Here is a 19,615-nt window from a genome sequence, read left to right as displayed (position 1 = left end):
GGAACCGGTGAGACACCGGCCGTCTTAGGCGCCCGGATGGCTGGCCCGACAGTGACAAACTTCCCCGGAATATACCCCTACGGGTATCCGTTGATGAAGTGAGAACCACTCTACGAATAAGGATGAGAACCACTCTACGAATAAGGATGAGGTTGTGATGAGCACTCCCACCGAGGCGCCCGCCGCAAGAGCCATGCCCCGCATTGGCGACCCAGCGCCCACGTTTACGGCTGTCACCACGCAGGGGGAGATCAACTTTCCCGCCGACTACGCCGGCAAATGGGTCATCTTTTTCTCCCACCCAGCCGACTTCACCCCGGTCTGCACCACCGAGTTCATGACCTTCGCCTCGATGCAGCAGCAATTCAAGGCCTACAACACCGAACTGCTTGGACTCTCGGTCGACGGGCTCTACAGCCACATCGCCTGGCTGCGGGCGATCAAAGACAAAATCACGTTCCGCGGCCTTAGAGCCGTCGACGTCGCCTTTCCGCTGATCGACGATGTCGGCATGGCTGTCGCCGACAAATACGGGATGATCATGCCCGGTAAGGATTCCACCAAGGCGGTGCGCGCGGTCTTCGTCATCGACCCGACGGGCACCATCCGCGCGATCATCTACTATCCGCTAAGCCTCGGCCGCAACTTCGATGAGTTGCTGCGTGTCGTCAAGGCGCTACAGACCACCGACCATTTCGGCGTCGCCACGCCGGCGGACTGGCAACCCGGCGAGCCCGTCATCCTGCCCACGCCCGGCTCCTCCAACGATGCGCAGGAGCGCATGGACGAATCCGCAGACGGCGTCGAGTGTCAAGACTGGTTCTTTTGCACCAAAGAGCTTTCTGCTGACGAGGTCGAATCCGCCATCCACGGCGCATCGTCCACGGCGCATAAAGAGTGATCGCGATGACCAACAGGGAGTTGCCCGAATGGCGATCCGTTCTGGTCGTAGTCGCCCACCCCGACGACGAGTCGTTCGGCTTGGGCGCGATCCTATCGGCGTTCGCCGACCAAGGGGCGAAGCTGGCTGTGCTGTGCCTGACCCGCGGCGAGGCGTCAACATTGCACGGGGTTACTGGTGACCTGCGTGACATACGGGCCGGCGAGCTGGCTGCTGCCGCCGAGGTACTCGGGGTGTCGGCCGTGCAGCTGCTGGATTACCCGGACGGGCACCTCGCCGACACGCTCCCCGAGGAGCTGACGATGCCGATTATCGATTTCGCGGAACGATTCGGCGCACAGGGGCTGCTGGTGTTCGACCCGAGCGGTATCACCGGGCACCCCGACCACCGGCAAGCAACCGCTGCGGCGCGGGCCGCCGCAGCCGAGGTTGGCCTGCCGGTGCTGGGCTGGACGCTGCCCACCACAGTTGCCGACGCCCTCAACGGCGAATATCACACGTCGTTCGTCGGGCATGGCATCACCGACATCGACTTGATTGTGCCGGTTAACCGGCGTCAGCAATACCAGGCGGTGCGCCGCCACCTGAGCCAAGCGCTGCCAACCAGTGTGCTGTGGCGGCGCCTGGAACTACTGGGCCCGTTCGAACACCTACGCTGGCTCCCGGGCACGCTCGCAGCGGCATAAAGATTGCCGCCTACCAGCGCAGGCCGTCCGTGGCATTGGCGACCACACGGGTTGAGTTTAGGCACAAACCCTCGTCATCGGTGTCAGTCCCGCGTTGCTTGTGAGGCTCGACCCATAAGCTAAGACGGACTGGACTCATTCAGTGGGAGAACATCGACAGAATGTCTGGCCATTCGATCGAGCTTGCCTTGGAGTCTGGCCCGATCTCGAATACTGACCTGAAGCTGCTCGGACAGGGCCTGGACGACGGCTTCAAGCTCCGTGCGCTTTTCACGAGCTGATTTGTAGCGCCGTTCAGCATCGAGGGCACGTTCGGTCATCGCCTGGAGCTTCTTGTGCCATTCATGTTCTTGCGGCGTCACGATCTGGTTCTGCTTCGCTACTGCCCGGTCCATCCAGTCACCGAGATCGCTGAGTGCGCCCCGCACGAGTCGGGTGCGTCCCACCCCCGCTTCGTTGGCCAAAGCGACGATGCTGCGCTTGCTCCGGTTTATGGGCTTCGGGGCCGGATCACCGGTTAGCAGGCTGCGCATCGCGACGAGGACGGCCTTGCGGGTGGGGTTACGTTCTGCTTTGATCTCGTCGTCGGTGGGAGGCCAGTTCCGTTCCGCGATGGGGATCTCAGAGCCGGATGTCATGCCAGGTACCCCTGCTTTGTGAAGCGGGGCGATTGCATCAGCGTTCATTCGTCTCGGACATCAGTTTCCGACTCTCCCGTGCTGGCCGTGCTTGTCTTAGCCTGTTCGGCGGTCATGATGTCCAGTAGGGGCAACGCTGTGGTTTCGTGGTCGGCGATGTGCTCTTCGAGGTGCGTGATCCGCTTGTTGATCCGCGCGGCCAGGATCGGGTTCGCGTTCTTTACTCGCGCTCGGAGTTGGGTGGCTTCTTCTTTGTCTTGGGCGATCGTCGCGTCGGTGTAAACACGGTTGCCGCAGTAGACCTTGCAGTCGTTTCGGTTCGGTTCACCGTCGTTTTCTCGCGAGCAGGCCATCGTTTCCGGCTTCAGAGGATTGGCCAGGCAAAGACAGCCATGGCCTGGATTCTCCCGGACGATCAGATCGGGGTCGCTACGAAGTCGGCGTTCGTCCTTCCTTGACAGGTCGGCATAGGTGCCGGGAAACCGTTTGGCGCCGAACCGGTTGAGAGCCTTTCCGAGCTGTTTGGCCGCTGGGCCGGACGCTTTCATTCCGGTTTTCGCGGCGTTCGCATGGTCTTGCAGTGTGGTGTAGAGAGCACGTGTGCGTTCTTCGTCCATTGTCGCGGCGATGCCGGAGGTAATCGTGGAGGCGTACCCATCGGTGGTGGTCGACTGCATGTGGCCGAATTGGACGCCCGCGGCGGCAAGACCGTCTGGTTGATTGACGATGTGCCAGGCGACGCTGCGACGAAAGCGGTCGAGCGTGACGTTTCTCGCCGGTTCGGGGTCGATGTGATGGGTCTGATCGATGCCGAGTTCGGTACTCAAACCGTTCGCGAACTCGATGAGTTCCTTGATCCATCGAGTCATCGTCGTGGTCAATACTGGTTGATCGTGCGACTTTGGGTAAGTCATCAGCCCAGCGGAGCCGGTGATTTCGGCGAGGCGTTCGAGCGCCGTGATCGCGTCGGCGCCGGGCTTGATGGTGGCCCACACCCACTGCTTGCCGCCGCGGTCCTGTTGGTCGTTGTCGTCACGGACAGCCTTGAAGATGCGCCCGTCGATCCGGTAGGAGTAGGCACCGTCCGGGCGTGGAATTGTCCGCAGCGCGCCGCGCTTCAGCTTCGCGCACTCTTCGCCACGCATTCCTGTGCACGTGCAAATCAGGATCGCCGCCGCCGCCTGGAGGACGCGCTGCAATTTCCCGATATCTCGGTAGTCGATCAGCTGAAGCCAGGGCTGCCCCTCGATGACGCCCGCGACCGGCACCGGAATCGGCTGCGGCAGAGCCGGGTTCACTGAGAACGTGCCGCCACGTTGCCGGCGCCAACTGCTGAAGTCGCGAACATGGATCTCTCCTCCGTGGAGGGCGATGAGGTATTGCGCAGCGATATGCCCCGTGATCTCGCCTTGAGGCAGGATCCCACCGCGGGAGGCCACAATCTGTTCGACCGCGTCGAAGCCCGCGCGTGAACTTTCTTTAGGTTGGGGGCAGCTCGAAACCGCGTTCCGCCACTTCACGGCGGCGACGATGTCAGGGGTGCATTTGAGTATCTGCTGAGACCACCACAGCAGCGGCGCGAATGCGTCCGGGTGAATGATCTCTTTGCTGTTGTCAGCGGCACGCGCACGGCGGCCCCCTCCGAGGTATTCGCCAGACCAAGACGGTTCAACCATGCGGTTGGCTTCTGGGAGATCGTCGGCCAGGTGCGCAATCACCGCTGTATACCCCAAGTGCTGCGCCTTCGCAGACTGGCTGGATCGCGTTTCGTCAGCGAGGAGTGCCGTTGCATACGTGTCGAGCAAGTCGGTACTCACGTCGCAGAGTTGGGTGATCCCATGCTGTCCGAGGAAATGAGCAAAGCGGCGCAGCGCCGCGAACCGTTGGTACACCGATGCTGCCGATGGCCACCTCCGACCGTTGCTTCCCGCAAGGTAGGCCACCGGGGCCGGCCTGTTAATGATCAGCCATACGACGCGCTTGAATGGTGTGATCAGATGCGGCGGGACCGAATACTGCTGCTCTTTGAGCCCGGGGATCCAGTGCAGGTTCTGGACGGTGCCGCGGGTGACCCCCATGGGACGAAGCGACCATGTGTCATCGGCGAATACGCTTCCTGGAAGATCGGGGTGCTTCACTCGCAGCGGATGCACGATGACCGGGCCGGCCTCGACGGCGGCCCAGTCGACGGCGGCTCTAATGTCGTTGCTGCCGGCAAGATCACGGGCGTTCGTAGTGCCTCGGCTCACGTGTATCGCCCGTTGAGTAGCAGATGAATTTCGGTTCGATCTTCGTCGGTGATGGTTTGTTCGGCGACAGCGTATTCGTCGGCGCTAATGAGTGTGCGGTCGTCGATGAGGGCGAGCAGGCACCCGTAGGCCATGGCTCGAAAGTCTGTCCAGTCCGGCCCGTCGGTGGATGCGATGGCTTCCAACTGGTGCCGAAGTTCGATGAGCCGGGGAAGGTGGCGCGAGGTGGCGAAGGCATTAGTGCATTGCAGGCACAGCAGGAAGTCGTCACCGCATGGCTTGCCAGTTAGGGGGTGGTGCTCCCAGTCGATGCAGCCGCCAATAGTCGTATCGGTGTCGGCCATCGCCATGCCGCGCTCAAACCGCATTTTGAGGTGGCGCTCGGCGTTCTTGATCACCGCCCACAGTCCCGTTTCGACCGCTTCAGTCATAAGGCGCTCACGTTCGACTTCCGACGCTTCGATGTAGCTTGTGGACCACGTTGCGCGCGAATGGCCCTGGGGCGTCCGGTCAACGAGTACTCGGACCGTCTTGCGGATGCGGGTGAACGAGATCGGCTCGTCCTGGTTCGGCCACCATTTGAGCCTGCTCAGCTTGAGGTGACTGGGGGTCAGGCCGACCGAAGGAGACGAGTCCAGAGCCTTCATCACAGGCCAGTAGACGATGAGGCGATCAGCTCCGGGCAGGTCGTTCGCCGCCAAGTAGTCACGTCCCGGTTGCGTCATCTGGATGATTTTTGTCATCGCCCGGCGCGCGTTCTTCGGTATCGCATGGAAGTCGTATGGGTGATCGTGTCGCCGCCGCTTTTCATCTTCGACACTCCAAATATCTTCACTGACACCGAGCCCCGGAGCGGCCGATGGAACCTTCCGTTCGTTGATCGGGGTGAAGTTCGCTCCTTCCAGGCAGGCGATGAGCACAGCGATAGCGACTGCCCCCTCCTGGCTGACGAACAGCATCGGTCGTGCCGCGTTGACCCCCGAATATCTGTAGTCGGAGACCGTGATTCCCAGCGCATCGCGAGTCGCATCCGATAGCGGAGCACCGGCCGTGGCGACTTCATGAAGCGCGTCGACGCGAGCCCTCTGCTCAGGTGGGAGTTTCGTACTGTCACGCCGCCGCAGCATGAGGAGATTTGGATAGATGCGCTGGTACTCGGCATTGACGGCGACTGTTGCTGCCTTGAGGATCGCGTCGTACACAACCTTTGGATAGGGCTGACTTTCGGCGGCGTCCCTCTTCGGGAGCCGTCGATTGAGGTGTTTCGGCAGGTCGGGGTGAAGTCGACGTGGATACCGACGAAGCACCTGCCGCACCGTGACCAATTGCCTGTGCTGGGTATTGCTCTTGGTTCCCTTCGCCGCCAAGTGCAGCAGGTAGTCGTTCCACCGGTCCGGGCTCAACTGGTCCAGGTCGCGCACATCGTGTTCGCCGCACCACCTCGCAAAATATTTCGTCCTGTCCCGATTTTGCCGTGCCGATTGGGCACTCTTCCAAACTCCGTTCACTCCCGTAAGGGCCTCGACGGCATCGGCGAATTGAACCCGGAGACGCGCATCACACGGCCACTCCCGAAGATCAATGACAGTAGGCGCATACGCCCCTGGAAGGGAGGCGACCACCACTTGCGGATCCTCGCGGCGCGTGACAACGCCGTCAGCTGACTCTCGGCGCGAACTTGCCGTCATGCGCCGGACCCGGTTAAATCGCGAATCTCAACAAGGTCGCGCGCCAGGGCTGACACCAGATCGCTCGTGGTGGCCATCTGGGCATTCGGGAGGCCGAACAGCCGGTCGAAACGCAGCCGTTGCACCCGCGGCATATAGGTATTCCGCGTCGTCTCCACCGACCTGTGACCCAAAACGTCCTTCACCGTGCGGAAGACCTCGTCGTAGCGAGACCCATCCCCGTAGGCGATGCTCTCGTCCCACCCGTGCGCGGCGTCGAGCCGCTGATGCAGTTGAACTGCCAGCGCCAGCGCGAAACTGAAACGAAGGCAATGCGGCGTCACGGTCAACTCGTCACTGGCCGCCCCGCCGGTGGCTTCAACTGCTGACCAAAGCCGCTCGTTGGCCGCATCGAAAACCCCGATCCACGACTCGTGATGAAACGGGGTTCCACCTTCGCTGAGCCACAACGCCATCGGTTCCGGGCGACCGTCGCGGAGCCAGAACAGGCGGCGGCGCAGAGCTGGCTTCAGAGTGTTCAGCGACATCACAGCGCCGTCGTCTCGGACGGCTTCGAACGTTCCCTTGCGAGAGCGCCGGACCTCCGTTACCCAGATGATGTCCTCGATCGCGTCGTAGCGGCCCTCCCGTATTGCCCGGCGGACGGCTGCGGCCCGGGCGACAGTCATGTAGCTGCGCAATGTCTGCATTACAGTGGGCGCCGCGTACCACATCCGCGCCTTGCTGTACTTGGCGATCGCTGCCGGCAACTTCGCCTCAATCGCGTCCGCTGATGGCAGTTCCGCCAGCAGCAGCGCGCCTGCTTCCTGCACGCGCAGACCGGTTGAATAGACGAAGTCGGTGAATGCCGTGTTGCGCAGTGAATTGCGGGCGCGACACGACTCGTCGTCGCCAGCCGCTCGCCACTGGCTCGCACCGATCCGTTCAACACCGCGGCCACGTAAGCCAACGTCACGCCACAGCCGGTAGGTGCCGGGGACGATCCACCGGTCCCTGTCCTTGCGCACGAACGCTGCGTTGGCCCTTACCCCGGGCACCCTTGTGGCACCGTGCCCGCCGGGCACTGGACTCGCCTCAATCACAGGGCCATTCGGTGTGATCAGTACCTTGCGGCTCACGGCCCAGTCGTACAAACCCCTGAGCGCGAAGACCGCCTTGTTCCACGTTGCGCCCGTCACCGAATCAGCGAACTGCAGGTGATCAGTTCGGCGGATCTTGTAGTCGATGAAGTCGTCTTCCGTTGCTTCCAGCCAGGTCAGCGGATCGTCCTGACCTCCAAGAAAGCCGCACCACTTTGCGATCTCGAGTGCGTACGTTTTTCGGGACGACAAGTCCAAGGAGGTGAACTTCGGGCACGAAGTGAAATAGAGCACCAGCCACTCATCGAGTTCGCCGTTACTCGACAGCAGGATCGGCGTACCCGTCACGAGCCCCGGTGGATGATCACGTCCGTCCACCGCGCTGCAGTCATCCAGCACATCCGAATACCCGGACGGCCAGGTACCCGCGTTACTGGTTGTCAGCACTGTCCACGTCTTTGCTGGAGCGGCGGCGGACAGCATGACTGCACCGTAAACCGGATCAAAAGTCCATCGGGCGCGACACGCCCGCACATACCTACTTCCTACGGAAGACCGATGGGTAGGGCAGATCGCCGAGGCCGCGCTCTTCGTCGGCGGCAGCCATGTCCAGCAACGGCTTGATCGACTGCTTCGCCGAATCGATGTCGGCCCACGGATCTTCGCGCCCGGCAACGAAATCCGGCACCGTCGCGATGGTGTAGTCGTCGGGATCCGCACCGGCGAGCTCGTCCCACGTCAGCGGTGTCGACACCGTCGCGATCGGCGTCTTGCGCGCCGAGTACGCCGACGCGAACGTGCGGTCGCGGGCGTTCTGGTTGAAATCGATGAATATCCGCTTACCGCGCTCCTCTTTCCACCACGACGTCGTCACCGCATCGGGCGCGCGGCGCTCCACCTCGCGGGCCAGCGCGATCCCGGCCCGGCGCACGGCGATGAAATCCCAGTCGGTTTTGATCCGCAGGAACACGTGCACACCCCGCCCGCCGGAGGTCTTCGGATAGCCGACCAGCCCAAGCTCGTCGAGCAGCGGCTTGAGCACGTCGACGGCGATGGCGCGAGCCTCGGCGAAACCGGTGCCTGGCTGCGGGTCCAGGTCGATGCGCAGCTCGTCGGGGTGCTCGGTGTCCGGGCAGCGCACCTGCCAGGGATGCAGTGTGATCGTGCCCATCTGCGCGGCCCACACGATCGCCGACGGATGCGTGATCTGCAGCGCGTCGGCGGTGCGGCCGGACGGGAACGTGATACGGCAGGTCTTCAGATAGTCCGGATGGTGCCGCGGGATCCGCTTCTGGTAGATCTCCTCGCCGTCGATGCCGTCCGGAAACCGCTGCAGGTGAGTGGGTCGGTCACGCAGCGCGCTCAGCATCGGCCCGCCGGCCACCGCCAGGTAGTAGTCGACGAGTTTGCGCTTGGTGCCGGCCGAGCCCAGTTTCGGGTAGTACACCTTGTCCGGGTTGGTCAGCCGGACCTTGACCCCGTCGACGTCGATTTCTTCCGCTGCAGCAGCCATATGTGATTCCAGCATGCCGCACGCCAGAATGAACCAATGGATTTACCCGTCATGCCGCCGGTCTCGCCGATGCTGGCCAAGTCGGTTCGCTCGATCCCGCCTGACTCGTCCTATGAACCCAAATGGGACGGATTCAGGTCCATCTGCTTCCGCGACCTCGATCAAGTCGAGCTCGGCAGCCGCAACGAGCGCCCGATGACGCGGTATTTCCCTGAGCTGGTGGCGGCGGTCAAAGCCGAGCTGCCGCCACGGTGTGTGATCGACGGCGAGATCGTCATCGCCACCGAACACGGCTTGGACTTCGAAGCACTGCAGCAGCGCATCCACCCTGCTGATTCGCGGGTGCGGATGCTCGCCGAAAAGACGCCCGCGTCGTTCATCGCGTTCGATCTGCTCGCGCTCGGCGACGACGACTACACCGGGCGGCCGTTCAGCGAACGACGAGCCGCACTCGTCGAAGCCGTGTCTTCGGCGGGGTTGCCCGGCCGCTTGATTCACGTCACTCCGGCAACGACCGACCTCGAAACCGCGCAGCGCTGGTTCGAGGAGTTCGAGGGCGCCGGGCTCGACGGCGTCATCGCCAAACCGCTGACGATCACCTATCAACCCGACAAACGCGTCATGTTCAAAATCAAGCACGAGCGCACCGCCGACTGCGTGGTGGCCGGCTATCGGGTACACAAGTCCGGTGCCGACGCGATCGGCTCGCTGCTGCTCGGGTTGTACCAAGACGACGGTCAGCTCGCGTCGGTCGGAGTTATCGGGGCATTCCCGATGGCCGAGCGGCGTCGCTTGTTCAACGAATTGCAGCCGCTGGTAACTACTTTCGACGATCATCCGTGGAACTGGGCCGCGCACGAGGCCGGCGAGCGCACCCCGCGCAAAAACGAATTCTCCCGCTGGAACGCCGGGAAGGATTTGTCGTTTGTGCCGCTGCGACCCGAACGCGTGGTCGAGGTGCGCTACGACCACATGGAAGGCCCACGATTTCGGCACACCGCCCAGTTCAGCCGCTGGCGCCCCGATCGCGACCCGCGCTCGTGCACCTATGAGCAACTCGAACAGCCCGTCACCTTCCGGCTGAATGACATCGTGCCCGGGCTCGGCCCGACCTGATCAGTGGTGTGCCAGAGTCGAAACATGCAGACCGTACATGTGGAAACGGTATTGCCTACCAGCGCAGACCGGGTCTGGAACGCCATGCAGTCACCGGCGACGTTCCTTTACGTGTGCCGAGGTCTGTTCGGTATGCCCGCGCTGGCCGGACGGTCGGAGCCGTTGCGGGCCGGCGAACGCGGGACCGGCTGGCTGTGGGCGTTTCACGTGATTCCCGCCTACCGGCACACCATCGAGGTGGTCGAGGTCGACCACAACGCCCGCACGATCCGCACCCACGAGCACGGCGGAATGCTCACCAGCTGGGATCACACCCTGCACGTCGAACCGATCGACGAACACACCTGCCGTTACAGTGACACCGTCGCCATCGACGCCGGGCGCGCGACGTTCGCGGTCGCGGCGACCGCGGTGCGGATCTACCGCTATCGACAGCGGCGCTGGCACAAACTTGTTCGTAAGCACCTCATGCCCGAAGGCCCCGCGTATGCGTCCTAGACGGCCAAGGGCAGTCTCGCCAATCCGCGCAAGGTGACGTTCGGTTTGTACCGAGGCTCGCCGTCTAATCGCGCGTTTGGGAAGCGGGCGGTCACCGCCGAGAGTGCGATGGTGGCCTCCAGCCTGGCCAATGGAGCGCCGAGGCAGTAGTGAATGCCGTGGCCAAATCCCAAATGCCGCAACACAGCTCGATCCGGATCGAAGTCATCCGGTCGTTCGAATTCGGCGGGATCACGGTGGGCAGCAGCCAGCAACAGCAACATCGTGTCACCCTTGACCACCGTAGTGTCTCCAATTGTCATGTCATCTGCGGCAATTCGCCCCACCAACTGCACCGGCGGATCGTAGCGCAGCGTCTCTTCGATGACGGCTGTCGCGCGACCGGCGTCCGCGGCTAGCGCCGCCCACTGGTCGCGGTGACGCAGCATCAGCTGTATTGCGTTGCCGATCAGGTTCACCGTGGTCTCGTGTCCCGCGATCAGCAGCAGGTTGCAGGTGGCGACGATTTCGTCCCCGGTGAGCTGGTCACCGGATTCCTCGACGGCGATCAAGCGTGACATCAGATCCTCGCCCGGGCGCGACCGTCGCTGATCGACGAGGTCGCGGATGTATTCGCGCAGCCAGCGGCCGGCTTGCATGCGCTCCTCGAAGCCGCTCGACGGTTCGCCGGTGAGGGTGATGAACGGGTCGAGCGCCTGCGCCAACAGCGCCGACGCGTTGCTGAACTTCGGCTCGTCTTCCAGCGGCACCCCGAGCAGCCGGCAGATGACCGCGACCGGCAGCGGATACGCCAGATCACCGATGACCTCGAAGTGCCCCCGCTCGGCAACGCCGTCGAGTAATCCGTCGACCAGTGAGGTGATTTCGGGTTGCAGGGCGTTGATCACCTTCGGTGCGAATGCCTTGCTGACCAGCTTGCGCAGCCGCGTGTGGTCGGGCGGGTCGAGGAAGAGGAAGCCGGGCGGCCCGAACGGACGGGGCGCGGCTCCTTCGGCGATTTGGCGTTGTGCGATGGTGGATTTGAGCCGATCGCTTGCCGACGACGGATGCCGCAGCACTTCATCGCAGTGCCGATACGTCGAGAACACCGTGAGATTTACCTCCGGCAACTTGATTGGCCCGCGCTCGCGGAGCTGCCGGAAAATCGGGTACGGATCGGGCCGGTTCGCGGGATCGAGCAGCTGTCCGAACAGCGCCTGCGACTGGGTGGTGTCCGGCATGGTGATCGGCTAACTGCGCAAGAACTCGACGATGTGGCCGGCAAGTTCTTCGCCGGCGTCTTCCTGCAGGAAATGCCCGGCATCGCGGATCACCGGATGGTCGATGCCCTGGGCGCCCCGCATCTGGCTTTGGAAGATCGGCGCCATCCCGCCGGTGATCGGATCGCCGTCGCTGAAGGCAACCAACATCGGTGTCGGGCTTTCGCACAGCTTCGCCCACGCTGACCGGTTGGCCGGTGCGGCCGGGTCGTCGGGCGTGGTCGGAATCAGGCCGGGCATGGCTCGTGGGGCCACGCAGTAGGTGTCGTCGGGAAACGGCGCGTCGTACGCGGCACGCACGGCGTCGCTCATCGGGCGTCGACAGCCCGACTCCACGAACCGACCGATGTCCAGCGTCGGGGTGTTCTGGATCGCTTCGCGAAACTTCCACCAGATCTCCGGCATCGGGATGTCGCCGGTCGGCAACCCGGTGTTGGCGACGACGATTCGGCTGAACCGCTTGGGATGTTCGGCGGCCAGCCGTAACCCGATCAACCCGCCCCAGTCCTGGCCGACCAGCGTCACGTTCTGCAGATCGAGGACGTCGAACACGCAGCTGCGCATCCACTCCACGTGCCGGGCATAGGTGTGGTCTTCGCGTCGGGTGGGCTTGTCGGAGCGACCGAACCCGACTAGGTCGGGGCAGACGACTCGGTAACCTGCCTCGGCCAGGATCGGGATCATCTTGCGGTACAGAAACGACCAGGACGGCTCGCCGTGCAGCATGAGCACCGGGTCGCCGTCGTCCGGGCCGTCTTGCACCCAGGCCACCCGCAAAGTGCCGCCGTCGTCGTCGGGAACCTCGCAATACCTTGGGGCGTAGGGGAATTCGGGGATGTTCGCAAAGCGGTCTTCGGGGGTGCGCAATGTCTGCATGGGGGTGAACATACCTGTCGATACCTGGTACCCGCTACGTCCGGCGGTCTGGTTTATACCCCCTAGGGTATCTGGTATTGTCGCTGTATACCCACCGGGGTATCTGATTTACCCTGCGAAAGGAGTGCCATGTCCATCGCGATCAGCACATCGACTGCCGGACCCGATTTCGACAAAGTTGTGTCCCGAACTCGTGAAGTTCTGAAGGACAACGGTTTTGGGATATTGACCGAAATTGATGTGCAGGCCACGCTGAAAGAGAAGCTTGGACAGTCAATGGAGCGCTACCTGATTTTGGGCGCGTGCAACCCACCACTGGCGCACCGGGCGCTGTCTGCCGATAAGCAGGTCGGACTGCTGCTGCCTTGTAACGTCGTCGTCCGAGAAGACCCCGAGGATCCCGCAACAGTGCACGTCGAGGCGATGAACCCGCAGCTCATGGTGCAGGTGATCGACGATCCGGCCTTATCGCCGGTTGCCGAGGAAGCCACCCGCCTACTCCGCGCGGCAATCACGACACTCGCCGAGGCGTTGTGATGACCAACGTCGAACTCTACGTCGATCCTGTGTGCCCATTCGCGTGGGTGACGTCGCGCTGGCTACAAGCCGCGGACCGAGGAAGCGGACTTCGCCAGATGAGCCTGGCGGTGCTCAACGAGGGCCGCGACGTCGACCCGGCGCACCGAACCAAAATCGATTGGTCCCGTCGACTGGGGCGGGTGTTCGCGGCCGCTACCGCCGACGGCGGGCCCGACGCCTTTCGCGAGCTCTACGAGGCGTTCGGTGGCCTAGTACACGATGCGGCCCAGGAATTGGCGGACACTGCGCTCAAAGAGTCACTGTCAGCGTCGAATTTGAACCCGGCACTCGTCGAAACACTCGATGACCCAGGATGGGACGACGCGGTACGCGCCACGCACCGGCGCAGTCAGGACGCACTTGGCGGCAGCGGCGGTAGCCCGATCATCGTGGTCGACGGCAAGGGTTTCTTCGGGCCGGTATTGACCCGCATCCCCAATCGTGACGACGGTGCCGAGCTGCTCAACGCGGTGTTGAGCGCTGCGTCAACGCCAGGATTCGCCGTGCTGCAGCGCCCCTACCAAGGCCCACCATCGACAACACGGGAGGAGAACAATGGCTAACGCGGATGCCGAGGCGATGGACGTGATACTGAAACGACTCCGCCGCGCGCAAGGTCAGCTCTCCGGGGTCATCTCGATGATCGAAGCAGGCCGCGACTGCAAGGACGTTGTCACCCAGCTGGCGGCAGTCTCGCGGGCGCTCGACCGTGCCGGTTTCAAGATCGTCGCCACCGGGTTGCGCCACTGCATCACCGGAACGGACAGCGGGCTCGGGCCGACCCTGTCCGAAGAGGAACTCGAAAAGCTGTTTCTGGCCTTGGCTTAACAGTCGCGCAGATCGGCCAGGTCCGGCAACGCCATCAGCCGGTCGAGGAACGGTCGCTGGCCCTTGAGGAGTTTGTTTCTGGCCTGGCTTACCGGAAACCAGCCCACTCGGTCGATTTCCGGAAATTCTCGGATGGTGCCCGAGCCGCGAGGCCATTCCAGTTCGAAGGTGTTGCTGTGGGCCTCGGTGATGTCGAGGTCAGCGTGTACGGCGAACGCGGTGACGATCTTGCCGTTGGGCTGTTTCACCGCACCCAACTCGACGTGCGGAGCGGCCGGTACCGCAAGGCCGAGTTCCTCGACGAATTCTCGTTGCGCCGCCACCCAGGGGTCCTCGCCCTCGGTGCATTCGCCTTTGGGGATCGACCAGGCGCCGGCGTCTTTGCGGGCCCAAAACGGGCCACCCGGATGGCCGATGAGCACCTCGACGACCCCGTCGCGCACCCGGTACAGCAGCACACCCGCACTCAGTTTGGGCACGAATCGACTCAGACCTCGACCGCGCGTTCCAAATCCTTCAGCGCCGATTCTAGGTGTCCGAGCAGTCGCTGCAGATGCGGCACACTGCGCCGACAGCCGACCAGCCCGAAGTCCAGGTTGCCGGCGTTGTTGACCACCGTGATGTTCAGCGCCAACCCGTCCAGGGCAATCGACAGTGGATAGTTGCCGTCGAGCCGCGCGCCCCGCAGGTACATCGGCTCGGTGGGCCCGGGCACGTTCGAGATGACGATGTTGAACGGCGGTGGGGCCGCCGTGCCCAATCCCGGCACGATGGCCAGCGCCATCGGTGACAGCAGAAGCGCCGACAATGCCAGCGCCTGAAGCCGGGGCAGTTCGGAGAACACTTTCTTGTTGGAGCGGGTCGACTCGCTGATCGCTTCCAGCCGCTTGGCGGGATCCTCGACATCGGTGGCCAGGTTGCACAAGATGGTGCCGACCATGTTGCCGCCGCTATCGGCATCCTCTTCTTTGCGCAGGCTCACCGGGACCATCGCGATCAACGGTGTGTCCGGGAGCGCATTCTGGTCGACCAGGTAGTAGCGCAGCGCTCCGGCGCACATCGCCAGCACGACGTCGTTGAAGCTCACCCCGGCGGCCTGCTTGATGCTTTTGAGGCGGTCTATCGACCACGACTGCGCCGCGCACCGGCGGGCGCCGCCGATCGGGACGTTGAGCATGGTGCGTGGCGCGGCGAACGGCAAGGTCAACTGTTGTTCGATCAGCGCAGCGCGAGCCAGCGACAGAGTCGAAGGACCAAATGCCGCAACCGATCCCGCGAGCTGACTGACGATCTGCCAGCGTGACCTGTTGGTCGAGTGCCGGCGGCGAGGCAGGCTCCAGACGGCTCGGATCTCGAGATCGTTGGGATCTTTGGACAACGAGCGTTGCATCAGCCTGAGCGCCGAAACACCGTCGACCAGCGCGTGGTGGAACTTGGTGTAGAGCGCGAACCGACCGTCGCTGAGTCCCTCCACGAAATGTCCTTCCCACAGTGGACGGTGGCGGTCGAGCAAGCTGCTGTGCAGCAGCGAGGTCAGCTCGAGCAGGTCGCGGATCCGTCCCGGGGTGGGCAGCGCTTGCCGTCGCAGGTGGTAGTGGATGTCGATGTCGTCCTCGTCGTCGTATGCCCAAGTCAGGTTGGCGATTCCGCCGAGAAGTCGTGCCGGACGCTTACGAAACGTGGGCTGAAAGTCCTGGTGTTCGATTAACGCCTCGTACACCTCGCGGGGGAACTCGGGTCCGGCGCCCTCCGGCGGCTCGAACAACGTCAGGCCACCGACATGCATTGGATGTTCCCGGGATTCGCCGAGCAGAAAAACCGAATCGGTGGGCGATATCAACTCCATCGACCCATTAAACCCTCGCGGGCGGCGGCGCAGTTCAAATCTGGCCGCTGATTACAAACCGCTAGATCCCTGGAATGCCCGGGATGTTCGGGATACCCGGGATGTGCGGGCCGGGGCCATGGCCGCCACCGAATCCCGGAATCCCAGGCCCCGGAATGTGCGGGCCGGGGATGTGCGGGCCAGGGATCTTCGGTCCGGGGATCTTCGGGCCCGGAATCCCCGGTGCTCCTGGGATTCCCGGTCCTGGGACGGGCGGTCGCGGCGCCGGCACGGGAATCGGCGGAAGCGCTGGCGGAGGTGGCGGTGCTATTGGCGGTGGCGCGGGCGCGGGAGCCGGAGCGACGGGTGCGGGAGCCGGTGCGGGTGCCACCGCCGGCGCGGGGGCCTGCGGCGCGGGCGCAGGAGCTGGGGCAGGCGGTGCCTGCTTGGTCGGCACCACAACCCGTTGCCCCAGGTTGGGCCGCTGGTCGACATCCGGTCGGATGTCGAGCGCCAAGGCAATGGCCAGCGCGGCCACCCCGGCGACGAAGATGATCAACACGCCCAGCGCGACCAGAAACGGCTTACGTTCGGCCTCCAACTGCTCCGCGGCGAAGTCAGCGTCCGCGTACCCGGTCACGGCGTCGGCGTCGTCGTCCGGGGCCGCGCTGTACGCCAGCGGCTGGTTGTCTTGGGTGGCATCGTGATCCGGGCCGGGTGCGGCGGCCAAGCCCGCCGCCAGCGCCACCTCCGGATGAACCGCACCAACGCCGGGGTCTTGCGCATACGCCAGCGCCGCGGTGGACGAATTGAACAGCGGCGCATGCGCCGACGCCAACGCGGCACCGCGAGCCAGTGCCGTTTCGGGCTCGTCGGCCGTGCTGACCACCAGCGAGGTCGCAGCCTCCAGCTCTGGCTTGACCATCTCGACGTTCACCCCGGTGTCGCCGACGACGAGCAGCTCCTCCGGGTGTGACTCCAGCCTGCCGGCGTCGGCCGCCATCGCGGTGAGCCGGGCGACAGCCTCGGTGTCGTCGTCGGGCAGCGGCTCTTGTCGCACGTCGGCGATCGAACCGTCAGAAGAGTCGACCACCGCCAGGGTCGCGGCGTCCGATTCGACGAAAAGCAGGCCGGTGTTGGCGCGGCCGCGCTCGCTGCCGACCCGCTGGGCCAACGCGGCCGCGGCCAAGAACGCCGACACCAGCATGACGTTCTCGACCTTGTAGGCCGCGAGCGCGTCCCGCAACGCGCTCGCCTCGATGGGATCGGTGCAGGTCACTCCTGTCGACTTCAGTTGGTAGCCACTTTGGGCGGCGCTTTGGTGCGTGCCGACGATCGCCGAGATCACCTGCTCGGCGGCGCTTGGGGTGGGCGGCCTGGTGGGGTCGCGATCGTCGGGGACCTCGATGTTGTCTTCGTCGACGATGGTGCCGTCGGCGTCCTCCCCCTCGACCAGGACCACGTGAACCCGCTTGGGAGCCATCGAGACGCCGAGGACGATGTCCACAATTCCTCCAAATCAGACTGTCGGCCGCTGTCTCGCTGCATACCCCCTGCGCTCGACCTTACTCGCGGAGCGGTCAGCCCACCGTTTCCAGCCGGTAGGGCATCGGGATCATCGGAGAAAAATTTTTGTTGGGTTTTCGTGCAATAGGTAAACCCTCAGGTTTTGCTTAGGGTACTTTCAGGATCGAGACCCGGTCGCCGATAGCCCTACGTAGAAGGGGCGAGGTTATGGTTGCCGCCCTGCACGTGCAGCGGAATCACTGGGGCGTACCGCGAGCGCGCGGCCGCCGGGTGGTCGGTCTTACCACCGTTGATGTTTTTCGACCTACTCACCAATCCGATCAGCAAGCCGGTGCAGGCGCTGCTGGTTCGCTTAGCGACGTCTGAGGAAGGTTAGGGCCATGGCTCATCGACGTGCCAACAAGGAACGCCCAACTTCACGCAAGGCGATGGCACGCCGCCGTCGGCATGCGGTTGGGTTGACGGGCGCGGTCGGCACGTTTTTGGCGTTGGGGCTGGGGCCGTTGGCTTTTGCGCCCACTGCCAGTGCCGATGAGTTCGACGTGATCATCGACCAGATCTTCAATGCGATCACGGCGTCATGGGCCGATCTGGCTGGCCTTTCCGGCGCGAGTGTTGCCGATGTGGGCTCGGTGGCTGCGGCCAGCCCGGCTGATGGTTGGTTGGATGTGCTGCAGCAGGACTGGAACGCGTTCGGTCAGCAGGTGGACACCGCGCTCAACACCTGGTTCAACCATGTCGAGCCGGCTGCCGCGCCCACCGCTGACGTGACGCAGATGAGTCCGAATTTGCTGGTCAACCCCGGCTTCGAAACGGCCGACCCATCCGGGTCGGGCTTCAGCGGCGTGACCATTCCGGGCTGGACGGAGAGCGGCACCCCGACCGTGATCGCCTACGGTACCCAGGGCGGGTATCCGCTCGGGCTCTCCTCTCCGGTCCCAAAGTTTTGGGCCTTTCCACAGACGGCGCCCCCGGGCGGTGGCGACAATTTCGCCGGCGGCGGACCCGTGGCCACGTCCAGCATCAGCCAAACCGTCGACCTCACCGGCGCAGCCGGAACACCGTTCACCCTGAGCGCGGATCTCGGCGGCCAAGGCTGGGACCCGTCCGTGGCCACAGTGCAGGTCACCTTCCTCGACGCCGATGGAAACGTCCTGGGCACCGCCCAGCTCGACCCGGTCACGGTATGGGATCGCCTGGGTTTCACCGGGTTTGAAGAACGCGACGTCTTCGGGACGGTCCCGGAGGGCACCACTTCAGCACAGGTGACCACAACCTTCACCGACAATGACTGGTTCCTCGGCAACTACAACGGCGCCTACGCCGACAACCTGTCGTTCACCGTCGGCGATCCAAACCTCACCCCGGCGCCGCTCGCCCCACCGACGTCCGATGTCGGCCAGTTGGATCACATCTTCCTGATCTACATGGAGAACAAGGGCAGCGACGACATCATCGACAGCCCCAACGCGCCGTACCTCAACAGCCTGATCAACACCTACGGATATGCGGACAACTACTTTGCGCTGAGCCACCCCAGCGACCCCAACTACATCCGGGTCCTGGGTGGAACGGACTTCGGCATCGACTACAACCCCGACGCGGCTGGCATCGACGCACCCAACCTCATGCAGGAAATTGATCAGGCGGGCTTATCGTGGGCCGGCTACGCGCAGAGCATGCCCAACCCGGGTGCCCTCGAGCCATCGGGTGACTACAGTCCCGACGAACTACAATTCATCCAATTCAGCTATGTCTTCGACAACACCCCGGACTACCTGCAGGACCACCTGCTCCCGCTGACGGACTTGTCGACTGACCTCGAAAACCCGAACACCGTTCCGGAATTCACGTGGATCGCTGCTGACGAGGACCACAACATGGAAGGCCCGGTCGACACTCTTAGTGGCGTTCTCCAGTTCATTGCCACCCAGTTCACGGACCATCAGTACAACATCGCGGCCGGCGACCAGTTCCTGCAGCAGCAGCTGTCCGTCATTGAAAACTCGGCAACGTGGAATGACCCGACGCAGAGAAGCGCGATCATCATCACGTTCGACGAGGACAACAACAACCTGTCACTGGGCTTCGGCAACGATGGCAACCACGTTCCGATGATCATCATCCCGAGCGATGGCGCGGTGACGGTCGGGGGGATGCAATCCGGCCACTTCGTCACCGACACCTACTACAACCAATACAGCCTGATGGCCACTATTGAAGACGCCTTGGGTCTGGCCCCGCTCACCGACAACGACCTGTACGCCATGCCCATGAACGATTTCTGGAACTAAAACTAATGAGAGCGGTGGGTTGAAAGGCGTTGTCACCGCCAGGGATTCATCGACCACTA

17 protein-coding genes and 1 pseudogene are annotated in these 19,615 nt (G+C 63.7%); 8 read left to right on the top strand and 10 right to left on the bottom strand.

What is annotated here, in order from left to right; genetic code table 11:
• The first annotated feature begins 193 nt into the window (after nt 1–193).
• Nucleotides 194–901, top strand: a complete 708-nt coding sequence (locus MSP7336_RS06690) for a peroxiredoxin (RefSeq protein WP_083083041.1) — start codon at nt 194–196, stop codon at nt 899–901.
• Between the two features lie 5 nt (nt 902–906).
• Nucleotides 907–1,587 (top strand): PIG-L deacetylase family protein, encoded by a 681-nt coding sequence (locus MSP7336_RS06685; RefSeq protein ID WP_083083056.1) that lies wholly within the window; start codon nt 907–909, stop codon nt 1,585–1,587.
• Between the two features lie 119 nt (nt 1,588–1,706).
• On the opposite strand, the gene MSP7336_RS06680 is transcribed toward MSP7336_RS06685, so the two are convergent.
• The 5 genes and pseudogenes from MSP7336_RS06680 to ligD all read right to left on the bottom strand — a co-directional run.
• Complete coding sequence (locus MSP7336_RS06680) at nt 1,707–2,273, bottom strand: hypothetical protein (protein ID WP_181786606.1); 567 nt, start codon at nt 2,271–2,273, stop codon at nt 1,707–1,709.
• Nucleotides 2,270–4,303, bottom strand: coding sequence for a hypothetical protein (locus tag MSP7336_RS06675; RefSeq protein WP_142706755.1), 2,034 nt, complete (start codon nt 4,301–4,303; stop codon nt 2,270–2,272). The genes MSP7336_RS06680 and MSP7336_RS06675 overlap by 4 nt, the downstream gene beginning before the upstream one ends.
• Before the next feature lie 167 nt (nt 4,304–4,470).
• On the bottom strand, nt 4,471–5,895 hold the full coding sequence (locus tag MSP7336_RS06670; RefSeq protein ID WP_113963336.1) for a hypothetical protein: 1,425 nt from the start codon (nt 5,893–5,895) through the stop codon (nt 4,471–4,473).
• Nucleotides 5,896–6,158: 263 nt separating this feature from the next.
• Nucleotides 6,159–7,724, bottom strand: a complete 1,566-nt coding sequence (locus tag MSP7336_RS06665) for a site-specific integrase (RefSeq protein WP_109560639.1) — start codon at nt 7,722–7,724, stop codon at nt 6,159–6,161.
• 76 nt (nt 7,725–7,800) lie between these two features.
• A pseudogene (gene ligD / locus MSP7336_RS06660) lies at nt 7,801–8,754 on the bottom strand (non-homologous end-joining DNA ligase); the annotation flags it as partial.
• 36 nt (nt 8,755–8,790) lie between these two features.
• Between ligD and MSP7336_RS06655 the strand changes: the two are divergent.
• Both MSP7336_RS06655 and MSP7336_RS06650 read left to right on the top strand, forming a co-directional pair.
• Entirely contained in the window at nt 8,791–9,870 is a 1,080-nt protein-coding gene (locus MSP7336_RS06655; protein ID WP_069397176.1) for an ATP-dependent DNA ligase, read from the top strand.
• A 24-nt stretch (nt 9,871–9,894) separates the two neighbouring features.
• Nucleotides 9,895–10,368, top strand: a complete 474-nt coding sequence (locus tag MSP7336_RS06650; protein ID WP_069397175.1) for a hypothetical protein — start codon at nt 9,895–9,897, stop codon at nt 10,366–10,368.
• Here the strand turns inward: MSP7336_RS06650 and MSP7336_RS06645 are convergent.
• Complete coding sequence (locus tag MSP7336_RS06645) at nt 10,365–11,588, bottom strand: cytochrome P450 (RefSeq protein WP_113963334.1); 1,224 nt, start codon at nt 11,586–11,588, stop codon at nt 10,365–10,367. The genes MSP7336_RS06650 and MSP7336_RS06645 overlap by 4 nt on opposite strands.
• 9 nt (nt 11,589–11,597) lie before the next feature.
• On the bottom strand, nt 11,598–12,503 hold the full coding sequence (locus MSP7336_RS06640) for a haloalkane dehalogenase (protein WP_069397239.1): 906 nt from the start codon (nt 12,501–12,503) through the stop codon (nt 11,598–11,600).
• 129 nt (nt 12,504–12,632) lie between these two features.
• On the opposite strand from MSP7336_RS06640, the gene MSP7336_RS06635 reads away from it, so the two are divergent.
• Genes MSP7336_RS06635 through MSP7336_RS06625 form a run of 3 tightly spaced genes read left to right on the top strand, consistent with a single transcriptional unit; the run spans nt 12,633 to nt 13,910 of the window.
• Nucleotides 12,633–13,040, top strand: coding sequence for a DUF302 domain-containing protein (locus MSP7336_RS06635; RefSeq protein WP_069397173.1), 408 nt, complete (start codon nt 12,633–12,635; stop codon nt 13,038–13,040).
• Complete coding sequence (locus tag MSP7336_RS06630; protein WP_069397172.1) at nt 13,040–13,645, top strand: mycothiol-dependent nitroreductase Rv2466c family protein; 606 nt, start codon at nt 13,040–13,042, stop codon at nt 13,643–13,645. Before MSP7336_RS06635 ends, MSP7336_RS06630 begins: the two co-directional genes overlap by 1 nt.
• Nucleotides 13,646–13,661: 16 nt before the next feature.
• On the top strand, nt 13,662–13,910 hold the full coding sequence (locus tag MSP7336_RS06625; protein ID WP_372507666.1) for a metal-sensitive transcriptional regulator: 249 nt from the start codon (nt 13,662–13,664) through the stop codon (nt 13,908–13,910).
• Here the strand turns inward: MSP7336_RS06625 and MSP7336_RS06620 are convergent.
• From MSP7336_RS06620 to MSP7336_RS06610, 3 genes are all read right to left on the bottom strand, one after another.
• Complete coding sequence (locus MSP7336_RS06620; RefSeq protein ID WP_069397170.1) at nt 13,907–14,389, bottom strand: NUDIX hydrolase; 483 nt, start codon at nt 14,387–14,389, stop codon at nt 13,907–13,909. The two genes, MSP7336_RS06625 and MSP7336_RS06620, sit on opposite strands and share 4 nt — an antisense overlap.
• 8 nt (nt 14,390–14,397) lie before the next feature.
• Complete coding sequence (locus MSP7336_RS06615) at nt 14,398–15,756, bottom strand: WS/DGAT/MGAT family O-acyltransferase (protein ID WP_069397169.1); 1,359 nt, start codon at nt 15,754–15,756, stop codon at nt 14,398–14,400.
• A 61-nt stretch (nt 15,757–15,817) separates the two neighbouring features.
• Complete coding sequence (locus MSP7336_RS06610; RefSeq protein WP_232321083.1) at nt 15,818–17,242, bottom strand: DUF7159 family protein; 1,425 nt, start codon at nt 17,240–17,242, stop codon at nt 15,818–15,820.
• 400 nt (nt 17,243–17,642) lie between these two features.
• Here MSP7336_RS06610 and MSP7336_RS06605 point away from each other — a divergent pair, with 400 nt between their 5' ends.
• On the top strand, nt 17,643–19,556 hold the full coding sequence (locus MSP7336_RS06605; RefSeq protein WP_069397168.1) for an alkaline phosphatase family protein: 1,914 nt from the start codon (nt 17,643–17,645) through the stop codon (nt 19,554–19,556).
• The last annotated feature ends 59 nt before the right edge of the window (nt 19,557–19,615 follow it).

Source organism: Mycobacterium shimoidei (assembly GCF_900417275.1).
GTDB classification, from domain to species: domain Bacteria; phylum Actinomycetota; class Actinomycetes; order Mycobacteriales; family Mycobacteriaceae; genus Mycobacterium; species Mycobacterium shimoidei.
The sequence above is the reverse complement of the archived record's forward strand: the minus strand, read 5'-3'. Positions and strand labels throughout refer to the sequence as shown.

What these genes read in the sequence shown, in the direction of transcription:
- MSP7336_RS06690 (WP_083083041.1), top strand. Translation starts at nt 194, where the DNA reads ATGCCCCGCATTGGCGACCCAGCGCCCACGTTTACGGCTGTCACCACG.
- MSP7336_RS06685 (WP_083083056.1), top strand. Translation starts at nt 907, where the DNA reads ATGACCAACAGGGAGTTGCCCGAATGGCGATCCGTTCTGGTCGTAGTC.
- MSP7336_RS06680 (WP_181786606.1), bottom strand. Translation starts at nt 2,273, where the DNA reads ATGAACGCTGATGCAATCGCCCCGCTTCACAAAGCAGGGGTACCTGGC.
- MSP7336_RS06675 (WP_142706755.1), bottom strand. Translation starts at nt 4,303, where the DNA reads ATGGGGGTCACCCGCGGCACCGTCCAGAACCTGCACTGGATCCCCGGG.
- MSP7336_RS06665 (WP_109560639.1), bottom strand. Translation starts at nt 7,724, where the DNA reads ATGCTGTCCGCCGCCGCTCCAGCAAAGACGTGGACAGTGCTGACAACC.
- MSP7336_RS06655 (WP_069397176.1), top strand. Translation starts at nt 8,791, where the DNA reads ATGGATTTACCCGTCATGCCGCCGGTCTCGCCGATGCTGGCCAAGTCG.
- MSP7336_RS06650 (WP_069397175.1), top strand. Translation starts at nt 9,895, where the DNA reads ATGCAGACCGTACATGTGGAAACGGTATTGCCTACCAGCGCAGACCGG.
- MSP7336_RS06645 (WP_113963334.1), bottom strand. Translation starts at nt 11,588, where the DNA reads ATGCCGGACACCACCCAGTCGCAGGCGCTGTTCGGACAGCTGCTCGAT.
- MSP7336_RS06640 (WP_069397239.1), bottom strand. Translation starts at nt 12,503, where the DNA reads ATGCAGACATTGCGCACCCCCGAAGACCGCTTTGCGAACATCCCCGAA.
- MSP7336_RS06635 (WP_069397173.1), top strand. Translation starts at nt 12,633, where the DNA reads ATGTCCATCGCGATCAGCACATCGACTGCCGGACCCGATTTCGACAAA.
- MSP7336_RS06630 (WP_069397172.1), top strand. Translation starts at nt 13,040, where the DNA reads ATGACCAACGTCGAACTCTACGTCGATCCTGTGTGCCCATTCGCGTGG.
- MSP7336_RS06625 (WP_372507666.1), top strand. Translation starts at nt 13,662, where the DNA reads ATGGACGTGATACTGAAACGACTCCGCCGCGCGCAAGGTCAGCTCTCC.
- MSP7336_RS06615 (WP_069397169.1), bottom strand. Translation starts at nt 15,756, where the DNA reads ATGGAGTTGATATCGCCCACCGATTCGGTTTTTCTGCTCGGCGAATCC.
- MSP7336_RS06605 (WP_069397168.1), top strand. Translation starts at nt 17,643, where the DNA reads ATGGCTCATCGACGTGCCAACAAGGAACGCCCAACTTCACGCAAGGCG.